At 30.5% G+C, this 834-nt stretch carries 1 protein-coding gene; it reads right to left on the minus strand.

Annotation, left to right across the window (positions count from 1 at the left end; all coding sequences use genetic code 11):
* A partial coding sequence (locus CD129_RS10200) for a transposase (protein WP_144437011.1) occupies positions 1 to 834 on the minus strand: 834 nt, incomplete at both ends.

Below are 834 nucleotides of genomic sequence, written 5' to 3' on the forward strand. Positions count from 1 at the left end.
ATTTGATTTGTATAATCTATGACCTGTTGGCATCGTTCTTTTAAAAGTAAGTAATTCATCATTAGGGCAGATATAACTGTCGTAATATTCATCATAAATAAATTCTTTAGACTTAAATATTCCTGGTTTTCCTTTTGGTCTTGTATATGGCATTGCAGGTACAATTGATTTTTCAAGTAAATAATGAGCGTTGAATGGTGTTTTGTATCCGGAATCTACCGCTAAAGTGATAGGTAACATATTTTTTTCTTCTAATCTTTCAACCATAGGTTTCAACTGTGTACTATCATGAACATTTCCTGGTGTCACATGGTGATCAATTATAAAACCATTTCTATCTACACAACTATGTAAGCTATACGCAAATTGTTTCTCTCTTTCACCTTTAACATAATAGCCAGCATCTGGATCTGTAGTACTGACTTTCTTGTTTTTAAATTCCTCCTTTTTCTTATTTTTCAAAGGCTTTTTTCCTTGTGATAACCTTTGTTGATTGATTTCATTATTAAGTTCTTCTTGGAAATGTAATGTATCCTTCTTTACAACGTGATTAATATATTTATTTTTATTTGCATTAGCTTTTATATGCGTTGAATCAATGAATAATGTTGAGTGGTCAATTAAATTGTTCTTAATCGCAATTTCTAATATTCTCTCGAATATTTGTTCGAACAAGTCAGTATCATGGAATCGTCTTGTATAATTTTTACTGAAAGTACCATAGTGTGGTACTTTATCAAGAAAGCTGAACCCTAAATACCAACGGTAAGCTACATTTGTCTCAATTTCTTTGATAGTCTGTCTCATTGATTTTATGCCAAATAATCTTTGAAT

The organism is Mammaliicoccus fleurettii (genome assembly GCF_003970575.1).
Taxonomy (GTDB): Bacteria; Bacillota; Bacilli; order Staphylococcales; family Staphylococcaceae; genus Mammaliicoccus; species Mammaliicoccus fleurettii.